The organism is Bacillus sp. NSP9.1 (genome assembly GCF_000465465.2).
GTDB classification, from domain to species: Bacteria; Bacillota; Bacilli; order Bacillales; family Bacillaceae; genus Bacillus; species Bacillus sonorensis_A.
Map to the genome: position 1 here is coordinate 3,371,665 of NZ_CP048273.1, position 16,485 is coordinate 3,388,149.

The following is a 16,485-nucleotide window of genomic DNA, read 5'->3' on the forward strand; positions in this document are numbered from 1 at the left end:
ATTCTATCAGATTCTTTTTAAAAATTCAACGTTATTTTTTCAAGGCCTCTATAATCAGCTGTGCGGTCTTCAGCGGAATTCCGGCACTGCGGATATCTTCGACAGTCGCTTCCTTCATTTTTCTGACGGAGCCAAAATGTTTTAACAGCAGCTTTTTCCGCTGCTCGCCGACACCCGGTATCCCGTCCAGCACCGATTGAAAAGCGCTTTTTCCCCTGAGCTGCCTGTGAAAGCTGATCGCAAACCGGTGCACTTCGTCCTGGATCCGCTGCAACAGGTAAAATTCCTGGCTGTTCCGTTCAAGCTGAACGATCTCAAGCGGATCACCGATCAAGAGGTTCGATGTTCTGTGCTTGTCGTCCTTCACCAAGCCGGCCACCGGGATGTCAAGGCCAAGCTCATTTTCAAGCACGTCGACCGCTGCTGAAACCTGTCCTTTTCCCCCGTCGATCAAAATCAAATCAGGGAGCGGCAAATTTTCTTTCAGCACCCTTGTATACCTTCTTTTAACGACCTCGCGCATTGAACCGTAGTCGTCAGGCCCTTCAACCGTCTTAATCTTATATTTCCGGTACTCTTTTTTATGCGGTTTTCCGTCGAGAAAGACGATCATGGCCGAAACCGGATCCGCTCCTTGAATATTCGAATTATCAAACGCCTCAATTCTATACGGCGTGTAGATGCCCAGCGCTTTGCCGAGCTTTTCAATCGCACCGATCGTCCGCTCTTCGTCGCGTTCGATGAGCAAAAACTTTTCTTTCAGGGCGAGCTTTGCGTTTTTATGGGCGAGAAGCAGGAGGTCTTTTTTCTGTCCCCTTTTCGGCTGGTGAACTTTCACGTCCAAAAGCTCCTCGATCATGTCCCTGTCTACGCTGTCGGGCACTAAAATTTCCTTCGGAAGGAAGTGATTGTTTTTCGAGTAGAACTGGCCGATGAATGTCAAAAATTCTTCATCCGCTTCCCTATACAGCGGAAACATGCTGACGTCTCTTTCAATCAGCTTCCCTTGCCTGATAAAAAAGACCTGTACACACATCCAGCCTTTATCATACGAATAGGCAAATACGTCGCGGTCGATCATATCGTTCATCGCCATTTTCTGCTTCTCCATCGTCGATTCGATGTGGGCAATCTGGTCGCGGTATTCCTTCGCCCGTTCAAACTGGAGGTTTTCAGATGCTTCGAGCATTTTGGCTTCAAGCTCTTTCTTGACTTCGTTATAGCCGCCTTTTAAAAAGCGTGTGATTTCTTCAGTGAGCTGCCTGTTTGTCTCTTCAGACACGTCATAGACACACGGTGCCAGGCATTGCCCGAGATGATAGTACAAACAGACGCGGTCGGGCAGCTTGGCGCATTTTCTGAGCGGGTAGAGACGGTCCAGCAGCTTTTTCGTTTCCCTTGCGGCCTGAACGTTTGGATAAGGACCGAAATAGCGGCCTTTATCTTTTTTGACTTTCCGCGTCACGATCAGCTTCGGATGGCGCTCATTGGTGATTTTGATAAACGGGTAGCTTTTATCGTCTTTCAGCATCACATTGTATTTCGGGTCGTACTTTTTGATTAAATTCATTTCCAGAATGAGAGCTTCGATGTTCGAGGATGTGACGATGTATTCAAAGTCTTCGATTTCGCTGACGAGCCGCTGTGTTTTTGCATCATGGGAGCCGCTGAAATAGGAGCGGACCCTGTTTTTTAAGATTTTCGCTTTCCCGACATAGATCACGGTCTCCTGCCGGTCTTTCATCAAGTAGCAGCCCGGCTGATCCGGAAGAAGGGCAAGCTTTTCTTTGATTGTTTTGTTCATCAAAAATCCTTCCTTATTTCGGCGTTTTTCTTCTTATAGTTTATCATGACCGACCACACGTTCGCTACAATTGGAGGAGCTGCTAAGAAAAAAGCGATCCCCTGGGAATCGCCTTTTCTCGTTCTATATTTTACAAATGCTTGTTGATCAGTTCTTCAAGCGCTTCTTTCGGTTTAAATCCGACAGATGTTTCAACCACTTCACCGTCTTTTAGTACGAGTAAAGTCGGGATGCTCATGACGCCGTATTTGCCGGCTGTTTCCTGGTTTTCGTCAACATCGATTTTGACGATTTTCAGTTTGTCTCCCATTTCTTGATCCAGCTCTTCAAGGACTGGCGCAATCATTTTGCAAGGTCCGCACCAAGGAGCCCAGAAGTCGGCAAGGACTACGCCTTCGCTTGTTTCAGTTGAAAAAGTTTGATCAGTTGCTTTTACGATAGCCATTCTTTCATTCCTCCAATTGTGAAATTATGCTTTTTAGTATAGCATCTCCCTTTGGTTCACGCTAACATAATGCTTGAATATACGTTTCCCCATCAGGCCGTGTTTTACACATGCACATATATCCCATTTTATTTGTCCGGCCGTCAAGATGTGCGATCAAAAAAGCCGGCGATCAGGCCGGCTTTTTTAAGTGCTGACACTCAGCTTTTTAAATTCTTCCGTCAAAAGCGGAACGACCTCAAACAGGTCTCCGACAATGCCGTAATCGGCGACTTTGAAGATGTCGGCTTCAGGATCTTTGTTGATGGCGACGATGATTTTGCTGTTTGACATCCCGGCAAGGTGCTGAATCGCTCCCGAAATGCCGCAGGCGATGTAAAGGTCCGGTGTGACCACCTTTCCGGTCTGGCCGATTTGCAGCGAATAGTCGCAGTAGTCCGCATCACACGCGCCTCTTGAAGCGCCTACAGCGCCGCCGAGCACATCGGCGAGCTCCTGAAGCGGCTTAAACCCGTCTGCGCTTTTCACACCGCGTCCGCCGGCAACGATGATTTTCGCTTCTGACAAGTCGACGCCTTCTGACGTTTTTTTGACGACATCGCGGATCACCGTTCTGATGTCCTGGATGCTGACTTCGGCTTTTTCAACAGCTCCGGTGCGCGCGTCATCTTTCGCGAGCGGTGCGATATTGTTCGGCCTGATCGTCGCAAAAATCATCTCGTCTTCAGAAATGATCCGTTCAAACGCTTTTCCAGAGTAGATCGGCCGTGTAAACACGGCGTTTCCGCCTGCCACCTCGACATCGATGGCATCTGAAATCAACCCTGTTCCCAAACGGGCCGCAAGCTTTGGAGACAGATCTTTTCCCATTGATGTATGGCCGATGATGAGCGCATCCGGTTTTTCTTTTTCCAGAATCGGCATCATCGCTTGTGCGAAGCCGTCCGATGTGTAGTGTTTCAGCATTGGATCCTCGGCTGTCAGCACTTTGTCGGCGCCGTAGCGGATCATATCATCCGCATGATTTGAAACGCTTTCACCGACCAGGATACCGATCACCTCTCCCCCTTCGGCAATCGTTTTTCCAGCGGCTATCGCTTCAAAGGTGACGTTTCTTAATGTGCCGTCCCGGCATTCTCCCAATACGATAACTTTTTTGCTCATATCATTTCCCCCTGTATGTTGATGACCGTGCTACTCCCCTTAAATCACTTTCGCTTCGCTTCTCAAAAGAGACACAAGATCTGCTGCCTGCTGCTTTGGCTCCCCTTCAAGAATCTTCCCGGCTTCTTTCTTCGGCGGTAAAAACCGTTCGATTGTTTTCGTTTTACTGGCGACATCGTCTTCATCCACATCGAGATCATCCAGCTCCAATTCTTCAAGCGGCTTTTTCTTCGCCTTCATGATTCCCGGAAGAGACGGATAGCGGGGCTCATTTAATCCCTGCTGAGCGGTGGCAACGATCGGCAGAGTCGTTTGCACCACCTCAAGATCGCCTTCTACATCGCGTTCTGCCTCAACATCCCTGCCGCTTACGGAAAGCTTAGTGATCGTTGTAAGGCACGGGATTCCAAGCAATTCAGCCAAGCGCGGCGCTACTTGTCCTGAGCCCCCGTCAATCGCCACATTTCCTCCGAGAATGATGTCGTATTCCTTCTCTTTCAAATAGTGAAAGAGGATGTGGGACGCCGTATATTGGTCGGCTTCTTCCAAATCGTCTTCGATATTGATCAGCACAGCTTTGTCACACCCCATCGCAAGCGCCGTCCTGAGCTCTTTTTCAGACTCCTCTTCACCGACCGTGACAACCGTAATCTCGCCGCCGTGCTGTTCCTTAAGCTGAAGCGCTTCTTCAATCGCGTATTCGTCGTACGGATTAATGATGAATTCCGCTCCGTCGGTTGCGATTTCCCCTTGTTCTATCTGAATTTTCTCCTCTGTGTCAAACGTGCGTTTCATTAAGACATAAATGTTCATGCTCTTTTCATCCCCTTTGTTTTCACGCTTGTTATTTCCCTTTAAAGTGCGGCTTCCGCTTTTCGAGGAACGCCTGAATCCCTTCCTTCGCATCTTCGGACTGGAAGACTTCGCCGAAATACTTGCCCTCAAGCTTCAGGCTGCCTTCATAAGAGTAAACTTTGCCGGTATTCAAAAGCTCGATGACATAAGCCATGGTTTGCGGACTTTTCTCCGCAAATTTTTGCGCCAGCTCTTTTCCTTTCGTTAGCACTTCAGCTTCATCGGCGGCCAAAATGGTGACAAGGCCGTAATCAAAAGCTTCTTTCCCGGTAATCGGTTCTGATGTTCCGATCATCTCAAGGGCTTTCGCTGTTCCTACGTATTTCGGAAGGCGCTGTGTGCCGGCGAATCCCGGAATGATGCCAAGGTTCAGCTCTGGAAGGCCAAGCTTGGCATTTTCCTCGGCAATCCGGATGTGACAGGCCATTGCGAGTTCAAGCCCGCCTCCGAGGGCAGCTCCATGTATGGCGGCAATAATCGGCTTTGGAAAAGACTCCACTTTTTCAAAGATTTGCTGACCCTTATCTGCAAGACCGGCAGAATCAGATCCATCCATCAATGATGTAAATTCCTTAATATCGGCACCCGCTGAGAAAAACCTTCCTTCTCCGTGAATGATGACGCTTCTGACCTGTTGATCTTCGGCAAGTTCATCAAGAGCAGCCGAAAGATCCTCAAGGACTTTTGATGAAAGCGCATTGGCCGGCGGATGCTGGATCGTAATGACAGCGACATGTCCGTCTATGGATGTTTGTAATGTTGCCATGTTTATTCCCCCTCTTTCTTCGTTTCGCTGAAGCCATGTATCAGCAATTCATGAATGCTGTCTGCCAAATGAGGCAGATCGTATTTTTGGTCATTCATCACCCAGGTTGTCACCGTTTCATCCACTGTGCCGAAAATCATCTGTTTCGCTAAGCGGACATCGAGCGATTTTTTGAATTCGCCCGCTTCTTTTCCTTCTGTGATGATGTCTTCCAAAATCATTAAGTAGCCTTTCAAAATTTCATTGATTTTCAGCCGCAGCTCGCGATGGGACTGCCTCAGCTCAAGCTGGGTGACAATCGCCAGGTGCCGGTCGCTGCTCAGCAGTTGAAAGTGCTTTTTGATGAACAAAGACAGCTTCTCTGTCGCCGAATTTTTCGCTTTCATTTCTTCGTTCATTTGCTCGATAAACTGGCCCATTTTCTCTTTAAACAGTGAGATGAGAATGTCCTCTTTGTTTTTGAAATAAAGATAGATGGTGCCGTCGGCCACACCTGCCTGCTTGGCAATCTTGGAAACCTGAGCCTGATGGTATCCGTTTTCTGCAATCACAATGACAGCTGCATCAATAATCTGCATATACTTTGGTCTCTTCTGTTTCAATTGGCTTCGTTCCTTTCACATTAATGAATGAGGATTCATTCATGATTTAATCGTAAATAAATCCGCAGGCTTTGTCAAGATCAGAACATGAAATTCCTTCTTCAGAGCCTTACATAAAAGCATGCCGCCAAAATCGACGGCAGACTCCGCTGTTCATACGTTTGCCTTTTCCTCATGGACCAGCGCTCGTCTTAAAATTTTCCCGACCGCCGTTTTCGGGAGTTCGTCCCTGAACTCATACACTTTCGGAACTTTATAGGGCGCCAGACGGGACCTGGCATATTCGTCCAATTCCTTCTCCGTTATTGTAGCATGATCTTTTAAAACAACAAAGGCTTTAACGGTTTCTCCTCTGTATTCGTCAGGGATGCCGCAGACAACGGCTTCCTGAATGGCCTCATGCTCATAGAGCACCTCTTCGATTTCGCGCGGGTAGATGTTAAACCCTCCTGCAATGATCACATCTTTCTTGCGGTCGACAATATAAAAGAAACCGTCTTTATCCATGTACCCGATGTCCCCGGTAAAAAACCATCCATCCCTGAGGGAAGCAGCGGTTTCTTCATCATTGTTCCAATAGCCTTTCATCACTTGAGGACCTTTGACGACGATTTCTCCATGCTCATAAGGCTCGAGAAAACCGGACGCATCATCCGAATAGATGGCGGCATCCGTGCCCGGCCATGGACAGCCGATGCTTCCCGCTTTATTCAGATCCCAAATAAAATTGGCATGGGTGACCGGGGATGTTTCAGATAATCCATATCCTTCAACAAGCTTTCCTCCCGTCACTTTTTCAAATTGCTGCTTGACTTCAACTGGAAGCGCGGCTGATCCGCTTAAACAGCATTTAATCGATGAAAGATCATATTGATGGATCTCGGGATGGTTCAAGAGAGCAATATAAATCGTGGGTGCGCCCGGAAATATGGTCGGCTTTTCTCTATCGATCGTCTTCAGCGCCGTACGCGCGTCAAACCTTGGCAAAAGGACCATTTCATAACCTTGCTTGATCGTGAAGTTTAAGACCGCCGTCATTCCGTATACGTGGAAAAACGGAATGATCCCGAGCACTTTTTCTTCGCCTTTTTTCAATTTGTAAAACCAGGCGGCACACATTTCCATATTGGCTAATATATTGCGGTGGGTGAGCATCACGCCTTTTGGCGTCCCTGTGGTGCCTCCGGTATACTGAAGGACGGCAATGTCGTGTGCGGGATCAATATCAATGGCTGGCGGATCGTCGGGAGCCGGGCGCTTCATGATTGTGCGAAAAAGGTGGGTCGTGTCATTTTCGAAGATTTCAACCGTCATCTGGTTCTGCTTTTTTTGGACAAACGGATACAGCAGGTTTTTAGGAAAAGGCAGATATTCTTTAATGCTTGTTGCAATGATATGCTTCAAATTTGTTAACGCTTTCATTTTATGTGCCGCCGGATACAGCACATCGAGCGTGATGATGATTTCCGCTCCGCTGTCCTGAAGCAAATGTTCAAGCTCCCTTTCTGTATAAAGAGGATTTGTCTGGACGATGATGCCTCCTGAGAAAAGCACCCCGTAATAGGCGATAACCGCCTGTGGACAGTTCGGCAGCATGATCGATACCCTGTCTCCTTTTTTCATGCCGAGGGACCATAAATAGTCTGCCATTTTTAAAGCTTCCTCGTATACCTGCCGATAGGATCGCTTCTTTCCGAGAAAGTGAATGGCTGTTTTTTCAGAAAACTGTTGGGCGGATTGCTGCAGGATGGATTGGAGCGTTTGATCATGAAACTCCAGGTCATGAGGAATTTGTTCAGGATAATGAAGCAGCCACGGTTTTTCAGTCGGCATAGGAGCCCCCCTTTAACAAATATAGTCTCAATTTCAGTATAGCAAAACAATATTCAGAAAGTAATGATTTTTTCAACTTTCAAAAAAGCCGCCCGGAAACCATGTACCGGGCGGCATTCTTCTTACATATAAAACACAATATAGATAAAGCCGATGATCATAAATATCCCTGCTGTGCAAAACAGGATTTTCGCTAATTTTTCCATGCTGATCCCCTTTAGATTCCGGAGGCTACGACAAATGACAGACCGACAGAGATGACGAATGAGATGAAGCCGACGGCGCGGTTGTCATTTTCAATCTCCTTGTCGATTTTAAAACGCGGCGTCAAAAATTCAAAAATGAAATAGCCGATGAGCAGCAGCATAAAACCAAATAATCCCCATCCCATCATTTGCAGCAGAGAATTGTGCTGACTGATCGATTTTTGCAGCACATTGGCGATGCCTAAAATTTTTCCGCCCGTGGCCATCGCCACAGCCAAGTTCCCTTTTTGAATTTGTTCCCAATTTTTATATGCGGTGACAAGCTCAAAGACAGACAAAAAGATCACCAGGCAAAGAACGGAAACACTGTAATAGGCGGCAATTTCGACGAGGTCGTTTTCCCAAAACTGTTTCATGCTTTCCAGACTCCCTTTTTTATTTTAATTCGACAATGGTGACTCCTGATCCTCCCTCTCCCGCTTCGCCGAACCGGGAGTTTTTCACATTGCGGTGGGATTTCAACAGGTCCTGAACGCCTTTTCTCAGAGCGCCTGTTCCTTTTCCATGGATGATCGACACCCTTGGATATCCGGCCAGCACCGCATCATCCAAATATTTTTCAACCCTGTGAAGCGCGTTTTCATACCGTTCTCCCCTGAGGTCGAGCTCAAGTGAGACATGATAATCCTTGCCTTTGACAGCGGCAATCGATTTTTGTTTTTCGGGCTCCGGCGCCGATTTCACAAACTCCAGATCCTTTTCCTTCACTTTCATCTTCAGGATGCCGATTTGCACATTCCATTCATCTGCACCCGTTTTTTCAAGCAGTGTCCCTTTTTGGCCAAAGGTCAAAACCTTGACTTCATCCCCCGGCTTAAAGGTGCGCTTATCCGTTGTTTTCTTCGCCGGCTTTTTCGTCTTTTCAAACGAAGGCACGGCTTCTTCAAGACGCTTTTTCGCCTCGATTAATTCATGGTCTTTAAACGCTTTATGGTCTTCTTTGATCATGCGCAGCGACTGGATGATCTCGTCTGCTTCCCGCATGGCTTCCTTGACTTTCTCGGCCGCTTTTTTCTCAGCTTCTTCATAGAGCCTGTCTTTTTGCTCCTGCCATTCGCTGAGCTGCTTCTGCAGGTCGCGGTGCAGGGCCCCGGCCTCCGTTCGGATCGCTTCGGTTTCGGCAAGCTCTGCTTCGGCGCGTTTTTTGCTGTCTTCAAGGGAGGCGATCATCGTATCGACTTCATTGTGCTCATCCGTCATCTCGGATTTGGCACGGCCGATCAAATGATCAGGCAGACCGAGGCGCTTCGAAATTTCAAAGGCATTGCTTCGGCCCGGCACACCGAGCAGCAGTTTATAGGTCGGGGACAATGTTTCAATATCAAACTCAACGCTCGCATTGATGACATCGCCGCGGTTATAGCCGTATGCTTTCAGCTCGGGATAGTGAGTCGTGGCAATCACGCGGGCGCCCGTCTGACAGACCTCGTCAAGGATGCTGATCGCAAGGGCCGCCCCCTCCTGCGGATCTGTTCCGGCCCCGAGTTCATCAAAGAGCACAAGGCTGTTTTCCGTCATGTCCTGCAATATATCGACAATGTTCACCATATGTGAAGAAAATGTACTTAAACTCTGTTCGATCGACTGTTCATCGCCGATATCGGCAAACACCTGGTCAAACACAGCGGTTTCCGAGCCTTCCCCGGCCGGCACATGCAGTCCGGACTGCGCCATAATCGTCAAGAGCCCGAGCGTTTTCAACGTCACCGTTTTCCCCCCTGTGTTAGGTCCGGTGATCACGATGGCTGTGTATTCTCCGCCGAGCTCGATATCGTTGGGAACGACCTCACCTTGGGGCAAAAGCGGATGGCGGGCTTGGATAAGGCGCACATAGCCGTCGGCATTGACAGCCGGTTTAACCGCTTTTGTCGCTTTTGCGTATTTCGCTTTGGCGAAAATAAAGTCAAGGGTTTGCAGGATGTTCACATCGTGAAAAAGCTCGTCCGTATGCTCTGCCGTTTTTTCTGTCAGCATCCGCAGAATCCGTTCGATCTCCTGTTTTTCTTTGACCTTTGCCTGGCGAAGCGAGTTGTTCATATCCACGATCACCTGTGGTTCGATAAACAGGGTCGCCCCGGAGGATGACTGATCATGCACAATTCCCCCGTAGCTTGATCTGTACTCCTGTTTCACGGGAATGACGAAGCGGTCGTTTCGAATCGTGATAATCGTGTCCGAGAGCATTTTTTGTGCGGAAGAAGACCGCAGCATCGCTTCCAGCCGGTCCCTGATTCTTGACTCAAGGGTCCTCAGCTGCGTCCTGATTCCCCGCAGTGTTTCTGACGCATGGTCAAGCACTTCTCCGTGGTCGTCGATGCAAGAATTGATGTCTTTTTCCAACTCAGAAAGCGGAATCAGCTGTTCCGCATACTGATGCAGAAAAGGGATCTCCACGCCGTCCTCAAACAAACCTTCAAGAAAATGCTTCATCTGTTTGGCGGCATATAAAAGCCCCGAAATCTCCGTAAACTCCCCAGGGCTTAACAGACTGCCGATTTCAGCTCTCCGCAACGCTTTTCTAATGTCTGTCAGGCCGCCGAACGGGGCGCTGCCTTTTAATCGCAGCACGGTCCCCGCCTCATCGACTTCTTCCTGCAGCTTACGGACTTCTTCCAGTGAAACCGAGGGCTTGAGCTCAAAAAGCATCTCCTTCCCTAAAGAAGAGGCCGCATGCTCTGCTAGCTGTTCTTTTACTTTATGAAATTCAAGTGCTGATAGCGCTTTTTGCTGCAAAATCAATTAAACCTCCTTAAGTTCGATGGCGCGACAAAAAGGCTTGGACTTCTTCAAAGGAACGGGCATTCAAGACGTTCGCTTTCCCTGTCCATCCTTTTCTCGCTGCCGTAACGCCTGTTGTCATATCATCAAGCATCGCCGTATTGTGGGCATCCGTATTAATGACCAGTGTCACCCCTGCGGCATTCGCTTTGATCAAATGTTCCATTCTCAGATCAAGCCGCGCCGGGTTGGCGTTCAGCTCCAACGCTGTATTCGTTTTTTTCGCCAGCTCGATCAGCTGGTCAATATCCACTTCATAGCCGGCTCTTTTTCCAATCAGCCGGCCCGTCGGATGGGCGATAATGTCAACGTGCTGATTCTTCAGCGCGGTTTCGAGCCGCTTCATGATGACATGCTGCGGCTGTGAAAAGCTCGAATGGATTGATGCGATGACAAGATCCATCTCGCTCAGCAGTTCATCATCATAGTCAAGCGTCCCGTCAGGCAGGATGTCCATCTCAACGCCTTTAAAAATGTGAAAATCGCTAAATTCCTTGTTCAGTTCGTCAATTTCTTTCGCCTGCATGCGCAGCCTTTCCGGGGTCAAGCCGCCTGCCACTTTTAAATATTGCGAGTGGTCGGTGATCGCCATATAACGGTACCCTTTTGCCATGCAAGCTTCAGCCATTTCCCTGATCGAAAACGCGCCGTCGCTCCACGCCGAGTGCATATGGAGGTCTCCTTTAATATCTTCCGCACAAATCAGCCCGAGATCATCGCTGTATTCCTCGACTTCTTTTCCCGTCTCCCTCAGCTCCGGCGGAATAAACGGAAGTCCGAAATGGGCGAAAAACTCTTTTTCGCTTGAAAATGTCCGGATATCACCCGTTTCGACGTTTTCGACGCCGTATTCACTGATCCTTTCGCCTCTTTCTTTGGCGAGCTGGCGCATTTTGATATTATGATCTTTTGATCCTGTAAAATGATGGAGTGTCGTTGAAAACTGTTCTTCGGTTACAAGCCGGAAATCGGCGCTGATTTCGTTTTCGAAGGAAAAAGTCAATGACACCTTTGTATCTCCGCTGGCAATGACCTCCTTGATGTTGGAAAGCTTCAAAAGCCCGTCGCGAACAAGGGCCGGATCAGTGACAGCCATAATATAGTCAAGGTCTTTCACGGTTTCCTTAGCCCGTCTTAAACTCCCTGCCCGCGAGAATTTCACGAGGCCCGGCAACCCTTTAAGCTGCTCTTCGATCACATCGGCGACGGCCAAAGCGACCGCGATCGGGTACCGTTCAGGGCGTTTTCCGGCTTCTCCCAAAGCTTGGAGGATTTTTTCTTCCGTTTTTTTCCCGAATCCGGCAAGCCCCTGAACCTTCTGCTGTTCGCAGGCTTCTTTTAAGGAAGCCGCATCACAAACGCCCAGCTCCTGATACAGCTTGGCGATCTTTTTACCGCCAAGGCCGGGAAGCTTCAACAGCGGCACAAGCCCTTCCGGAACCTCTTCTTGCAGCCGTTCAAGCGTGCCGGACACACCGTGGTCCATATATTCTTTGATAACGGCGTATGTCCCTTTGCCGATGCCGGAAAGAGACATCATATCATCAATTTCCGAGAGGCTGCGGTCATCCTGTTCAAGCGCCGCCGCGGCCTTTCTGAACGCTGATGTTTTAAACGGGTTGTCCCCTTTCAGTTCCATATATATTGCAATCGTTTCAAGCAATCTGATAACATCTTTTTTGTTCACTTTTTTCACCTCTTGTTTCCCCGTATACATCCTGTTTCAATCATACAAATTTTTGGCTGTTCCGACAACAAACAGCCGCCTTTCGACAACTCTTTCACTGAAAAAAAACTTCCCTTAAAGCAGAGAAGTTTTACAAAGACCCGTACTCATTCATCAGATTGTTGAGCATGTTTGACAGATACGGCGTTTTATGAATAATCAAATCGGCCAATACCGAGTTCGACATCATGCTTTGCAGCGCATCAATCGGCAGCAGCGCACCGATGAACAAGACGACAAACACAAATAAATAAATCTCGGCGAAACCGAGCACAGCCCCGAGAATCTGGTTGATTTGCTTAATGATCGGAATGCTTGCCACTGCGTCCAGAAATGATGCGGCAATTCTAAGCAGGATGATCGTCAGGAAAAAGAGAATCAGAAACGCGATCATGTTGTAATAGGCGCCTTCAATACTCCCGCTCACAAATGCGAGCGCCGCCTGGCCGCCTGAAAAATCCGGAGACGGAATCCAGCCGAGCTTCGGCGCAAGATCGCCGTAATAGGTTCCGGCTACAGCGATCGCGGCGATAAACGTGATCAGACGGATAAACTGTCTGATAAACCCTCTTTTCAATCCGATAAACAGACCGGACAAAAGCAAAATGATAATGATGATATCTAACATCGTGATGTTCAATCCTTTTCTTTAATTTGTCCTTTTAATCTTTCAAGCTCTTCCTTCAGCTTCAAGTAATCGTGAACCACGTTCACAGCGGTCAGAACGGCAAGCTTATTTATATCAAGATACGGATTTTTTTCATTGATTTCTCTCATTTTATCATCCACAATTGAAGCAACGTGCCTCATATGGCTCTTCGTTTCTTCGCCGACAATTGTGAAGTGCTGACCGTAGATGTCAACTGTTGTTTTTGTTTTACGACCATCAGACAACGTTTCTCCTCCATTCCACTTGTGCGAGAATCCTAGTCTATATCATAACATGATTACAGATTGAATGGAAAGACGAGCCCTCCGCTGTTATGATACACTTATAAAAATGTTGATAAAGCCTGTTTTATCAGCTGAAAAAGGAGATTGAACCGTGTCACATTCCGTTTTAAAAGTTCCCTATCCCGTTATTGAACGAATGCAGGACCACTACCGTTCTGATTTGACCTCCCAATCGGTGCAGGGAGCGGTTTTCCAGGCCAAACCCCAAGGCTGCACCATTACAGCATATCGCTCAGGAAAGGTTTTGTTCCAAGGAAAAAACGCCGAAAAAGAAGCTGAGCGCTGGGCGGCTGCGGCCGAAGCACCGGCGGAAAAAAAGCCCGCTTCCAAAAAAAGCGCCCCGTCCGTCTATCAGCCGCCTGAAGGCATCGGCTCCATGTCTGTGATCGGCTCTGATGAAGTCGGAACAGGCGATTATTTCGGTCCGATGACAGTCGCGTGCGTATACGCCGATAAAACAAAGCTTCCTCTTTTAAAAGAGCTGGGCGTCAAAGATTCAAAGCATTTAAAGGACCCGCAGATCATCCAAATCGCACGCGATTTAATCAAGACGGTCCCCTACAGCCTGCTCGTTTTAAGAAATGAAAAATACAATGAGATGCAGCAAAAAGGCATGAGCCAGGGAAAAATGAAAGCCCTCCTGCACAACCAGGCGATCACGAATCTGCTCAAAAAAATGGACGGCATACGCCCAGAGGCCATTTTGATCGACCAGTTCGCCGAGCCGGCCGTCTATTTTAAACACTTGGCAGGCAAGACCGCCATCAAAGAACGCACATATTTCAGCACAAAAGCGGAAGGCATCCACCTCTCCGTCGCCGCGGCTTCAATCATCGCCCGCTATTCATTTTTAATGGAGATGGATAAGCTGTCAAAAGAAGCCGGATTCCCGCTTCCGAAAGGCGCCGGACCGCTCGTCGACGAAGCGGCGGCAAAGCTGATCAGAAAAAAAGGCGAAACTGCCCTGCGGCAGTTTACAAAGCTGCATTTTGCGAATACGCAGAAGGCGAAGCGGATGGTTTAGCGGTGAAAAGTACTCCTGTTGTGCAGGGGTGCTTTTTTGTTCGGCGGGAGTAACCGAGAGGGAGTGGATACGGTGCCACTTATGAAGCTGACGCCTATATTGATAAGGAAAAGGTGCGTCTTCTGGTCATTAAAACAGCGGCCGCCCATCAGTATACAACATCAATGTACAAAAGATCAGTATCTGCATTTGGACTAAATACTCACGTCGTTTTCCTTCTCTCTATCGCATGATAAAATGGAATAGAAAAAGATCCCCTTTTTGTCGGATTTGAATATCAAAAAACCTTGAAAGGCAGTAGCCAATCAAGGTAGAAGAGATGAACACTATATTCATCACCTATAAGCATTAATCATCATCACCAAATAATAACTCATCCATTTCTTCTCGATCTTTTGCAATACCTTCATAAGTTTCGATCAAGTTCTTTACCATTTCAAGTGTTATTTCTCTGTTATTTTCATTAATTTTAATGCTGGCTCCCAATGATAGTAACTGTTCTATTATGTTTACTAATGATTTTAATTCTCCCGTGTCATAGTAATCACATTCAATAACAGGTTTTCCAGATTCAATTGCCTGCTTTAGTTCCTTAATAGGTTTGGACGATGTTTTTCTTAATAACGAAATGTACTTAGTAATATTTGAATCATTGAGTACTTCCACATCAATCAAGTTCATCATAATAACTCCCTTCTAAAATAAAAATCTTTAATATCTTTTATCGGTTTTCCCGGGAGACTATCCTCCATGCTATCACTATAAATGCTCGCTTGTTGTTACTGGATATACCACTTCTCCATTATCGCTTAAGTGAGGGAATTTAGAAGTACTATAACTGTGATGTCCTTGCATGGTTTTCCCTTCAAATTTAGGTCTCTTATTATTTAAAATATCTTGTGCCTGCTCTTTTGACCAATTTCTTGTCACCGTTAGGTATTTTTGTTTTTTCTTGTTTCCAAAAAACTTAACACTTTTGTCTCGCTTAGCAAAATAATGTAGATTTAAAGATATTCAGATCACCGTAATAAACGATTTTGAATAGGAATTAATCATCCTTGTTTAGTTCAGAATGTGATGTTCAAAAACTGCCTTTAAATAATCCCAAGAGCTGTCGCCAAAAGGATGACAGCAACCTCTCCCGTCTTATCATAGACGGAGCGATCTGCTTTAAGCTTTTGATTTTTCAAATTTCTCTTTCTGCATTTGTTATGTGTGACAGCCACTAAAAGCGCAAAATTCTTTTCACTTCTCCATGTTCAAAGACCTGTCAAACGGCAGGTTTTTTTGTCTATATATTTTGTCGAAACACTGTGATTTGCAGGAATATCGAAAGAGCAACAAAAAGAACGTATGATTTATGTCCTCTTTTCGGATGAATTGAAGGAATTTTTAGATGATTCCTAGAATTCCTGATTTGTTCAAAATAAAGGAGGGGTACAAAGTGAAAAAGCGTTCTTTATTTTTATCGTTATTACTTACCGCCGGCATCATTCCCGGGGTAACGGCGGGAGCCGCGAAAGACAGCGGACACGATCACACGCATGCGGCCGAAGGGACTTATATCGATTCATTACCTAAAGCGAAAACCTTTAAAGATTTGCATGGCAAAGTTCAGATTGAAAAAACGACGAAAACGAAAATACTTAATGAAAAAGGAAATGTCGTCGGACAGAAAACCTTCAAAAAGAATACAGGCAATGGAAAGTTTTCGACACAGGCGAACACAGGCAGCCAAAAGGTGAGCGTGTTGGCGGTGGCAGACGCGCAGTACCGGGCAAAATACAGCGACTGGCAGACGAGGATCGTCCAAATTGTTGAACAGGCGGATGTGATGTTCAACCGCGATCACAGCATTGATTTTGTCGTAGAGGCAGTTGCCCCTTGGACATCCTCCGGCAGCAACAGTTCTCAGATTCTATCAAACCTTCAGCGCAATTTTAGCGGGAAAAATTATAAATTCGTCGTCGGATTTACAGCCAACAGCCATTTTGACGCCGGCGGCATCGCTTATGTATACAGCGGCAAACCGGGTGGCAGCGCCTTCAGCGTCAACCTTGATCAGGGAACGGCTAATACGGCAAAAGCAGCCACACATGAGTTCTCCCATAACTTCGGGTTACACCATGATGCGCAAGGAAGCGGCATTCGCTGCATCATGAATTACGATTACGCATACACAGTCGATGTCTGGGATTCGTCGCATAACAGCCAGATTGAAAACAATAAAGCTTGGTACAAGTAAAAAAAGGGCGTCCTGCATGAAGC

The 16,485-nt window shown here is 47.1% G+C and carries 15 protein-coding genes; 2 read left to right on the plus strand and 13 right to left on the minus strand.

The genetic code is table 11. The features are described 5' to 3' along the window. Positions 1-31 precede the first annotated feature (31 nt). From uvrC to zapA, 12 genes are all read right to left on the minus strand, one after another. A complete protein-coding gene (gene uvrC, locus M654_RS17615) occupies positions 32-1,804 on the minus strand; it encodes an excinuclease ABC subunit UvrC (RefSeq protein WP_026588171.1) in 1,773 nt (590 codons plus the stop codon). A gap of 130 nt (positions 1,805-1,934) precedes the next feature. Further along, positions 1,935-2,249, minus strand: a complete 315-nt coding sequence (gene trxA, locus M654_RS17620) for a thioredoxin (RefSeq protein WP_026588172.1) — start codon at positions 2,247-2,249, stop codon at positions 1,935-1,937. A 186-nt stretch (positions 2,250-2,435) separates the two neighbouring features. Continuing rightward, positions 2,436-3,413, minus strand: a complete 978-nt coding sequence (locus tag M654_RS17625) for an electron transfer flavoprotein subunit alpha/FixB family protein (protein ID WP_026588173.1) — start codon at positions 3,411-3,413, stop codon at positions 2,436-2,438. Positions 3,414-3,452: 39 nt separating this feature from the next. After that, positions 3,453-4,226 carry an electron transfer flavoprotein subunit beta/FixA family protein gene (locus M654_RS17630; protein WP_026588174.1) on the minus strand — a complete coding sequence of 258 codons (774 nt, stop codon included), beginning with the start codon at positions 4,224-4,226 and terminating at the stop codon, positions 3,453-3,455. A 31-nt stretch (positions 4,227-4,257) separates the two neighbouring features. After that, positions 4,258-5,034 carry an enoyl-CoA hydratase gene (locus tag M654_RS17635; RefSeq protein WP_026588175.1) on the minus strand — a complete coding sequence of 259 codons (777 nt, stop codon included), beginning with the start codon at positions 5,032-5,034 and terminating at the stop codon, positions 4,258-4,260. Positions 5,035-5,036: 2 nt separating this feature from the next. Further along, positions 5,037-5,636, minus strand: coding sequence for a fatty acid metabolism transcriptional regulator FadR (locus M654_RS17640; protein WP_026588176.1), 600 nt, complete (start codon positions 5,634-5,636; stop codon positions 5,037-5,039). 153 nt (positions 5,637-5,789) lie between these two features. Continuing rightward, on the minus strand, positions 5,790-7,469 hold the full coding sequence (locus M654_RS17645; RefSeq protein ID WP_026588177.1) for a long-chain-fatty-acid--CoA ligase: 1,680 nt from the start codon (positions 7,467-7,469) through the stop codon (positions 5,790-5,792). Positions 7,470-7,686: 217 nt separating this feature from the next. After that, positions 7,687-8,091 carry a DUF350 domain-containing protein gene (locus tag M654_RS17650; protein WP_026588178.1) on the minus strand — a complete coding sequence of 135 codons (405 nt, stop codon included), beginning with the start codon at positions 8,089-8,091 and terminating at the stop codon, positions 7,687-7,689. Between the two features lie 19 nt (positions 8,092-8,110). Then, the gene (locus tag M654_RS17655; protein ID WP_026588179.1) at positions 8,111-10,468 is read right to left on the minus strand and encodes an endonuclease MutS2; all 2,358 of its coding nucleotides are present in this window, start codon (positions 10,466-10,468) and stop codon (positions 8,111-8,113) included. A gap of 16 nt (positions 10,469-10,484) precedes the next feature. Then, positions 10,485-12,200: a DNA polymerase/3'-5' exonuclease PolX gene (gene polX, locus M654_RS17660; protein ID WP_026588180.1), complete on the minus strand. Its 1,716-nt coding sequence runs from the start codon at positions 12,198-12,200 to the stop codon at positions 10,485-10,487. Positions 12,201-12,330: 130 nt separating this feature from the next. Continuing rightward, positions 12,331-12,867 (minus strand): CvpA family protein, encoded by a 537-nt coding sequence (locus M654_RS17665; protein ID WP_026588181.1) that lies wholly within the window; start codon positions 12,865-12,867, stop codon positions 12,331-12,333. Positions 12,868-12,875: 8 nt separating this feature from the next. Then, positions 12,876-13,133 (minus strand): cell division protein ZapA, encoded by a 258-nt coding sequence (zapA, locus tag M654_RS17670; protein ID WP_026588182.1) that lies wholly within the window; start codon positions 13,131-13,133, stop codon positions 12,876-12,878. A 151-nt stretch (positions 13,134-13,284) separates the two neighbouring features. On the opposite strand from zapA, the gene rnhC reads away from it, so the two are divergent. Further along, complete coding sequence (gene rnhC / locus M654_RS17675; protein ID WP_026588183.1) at positions 13,285-14,217, plus strand: ribonuclease HIII; 933 nt, start codon at positions 13,285-13,287, stop codon at positions 14,215-14,217. Between the two features lie 348 nt (positions 14,218-14,565). Here the strand turns inward: rnhC and M654_RS17680 are convergent, their stop codons facing one another. Then, complete coding sequence (locus M654_RS17680; protein WP_026588184.1) at positions 14,566-14,898, minus strand: hypothetical protein; 333 nt, start codon at positions 14,896-14,898, stop codon at positions 14,566-14,568. Between the two features lie 763 nt (positions 14,899-15,661). Between M654_RS17680 and M654_RS17685 the strand changes: the two genes are divergently transcribed. Continuing rightward, a complete protein-coding gene (locus M654_RS17685) occupies positions 15,662-16,462 on the plus strand; it encodes a zinc-dependent metalloprotease (protein WP_026588185.1) in 801 nt (266 codons plus the stop codon). Positions 16,463-16,485: the final 23 nt, after the last annotated feature.